Source organism: Tahibacter caeni (genome assembly GCF_024609805.1).
Taxonomy (GTDB): Bacteria; Pseudomonadota; Gammaproteobacteria; order Xanthomonadales; family Rhodanobacteraceae; genus Tahibacter; species Tahibacter caeni.
In genome coordinates this window covers 1-1,074 of the sequence record NZ_JANFVR010000669.1, presented here as the reverse complement: position 1 = coordinate 1,074, position 1,074 = coordinate 1, and the positions used below count along the sequence as shown (strand labels likewise).

The following is a 1,074-nucleotide window of genomic DNA, read 5'->3' as shown; positions in this document are numbered from 1 at the left end:
AGCCCGCCGCGCGCGCCGGCACAGTCGCCGTTCGCGACGCGGATGCGCAGCCGCACGAGTTCGAGCCGCGCGCGGCGCGGATGCGCGGCCGGCAGGCTGTCGGCCAGCGCGTCCAGTGCCGCGTCGATCTCGCGCTGCGCGGCGGCCGCATCGCCGGACGTCAGCAGCGCGTCCGCATAGGCCGCGCGCGACTGCACGGTGTCGGCGTGACGGTTTCCGAGGGTCGCGTCGAGCACGCCGAGCGCGGCGCGATAGCTGGCGAGTGCCGCGTCCGTGTCGCCGCGTTCGTTCTGCGTCGCCGCGACGCCGACGCCGGCCACGCCGACGAGATAGTGCCGGTCGCCGAGCGCGGCCCGCGCGATCGCGAGGCCTTCCTGCGCATGGGCGAGCGACGCATCGAGGCGGCCGAGGTAGCGCTCGAAGCCGCCGAGGCTGCCGAGCAAGGTCGCGACGGTCGGATGGCGCGGGCCCTGTCCTTCGCGCGCGATCGCGAGCGCTTCCTCGATGCGCGCGACGGCGTCGTCGACGTTGCCCTGCGACCAGGCCAGCACGGCCAGCGAATTCAGGCTGCCGGCCACGTCGGGATGCGTGGGGCCGAGCGTCGCGCGCTGTATCGCGAGCGCGCGTTCGTACAGCGGCGCGGCGGCCGCATTGTCGCCGAGGCGTTGTTTCGCCACGGCCAGGTTGAACACGGTCTGCGCGTAGTCGGGATGGCCCTCGCCGAGCAGGCGGCCGCGCGTGGCCTCGGCGGCCTGCAGCAGTTCGGCTGCTTCGGCCGTGGCGCCGCGCTGCAGCAGGATCACGCCGAGATCGTGCCGGATGCGCGCGGTTTCGGTGTGGCCGGCGCCGTGCGCCTGCAGCGACAGCGCCAATGCCGTGCGCAGGCTTTGCTCGGCGCCGTCGATGTCGCCGGCGCGGAATTGCACCGGGCCGAGCGCGGCGAGATCGCGCAGCCGCGTCGCCGCGTCCGACGTCGCCTTGCTGCCCGCCAGCGCCGCAGCCAGCGCCTGCTGCGCGGCGGCCGGCGGGCCTTTTTCGACGAGCACGTCCACGAGGCGCCGGCGCGCTTCGGAC

The 1,074-nt window shown here is 75.2% G+C and carries 1 protein-coding gene; it reads right to left on the bottom strand.

Annotated elements, in window-relative coordinates:
* Nucleotides 1–1,074: tetratricopeptide repeat protein (locus NON22_RS24725; protein ID WP_257389634.1), on the bottom strand; the 1,074-nt coding region annotated here is incomplete at both ends.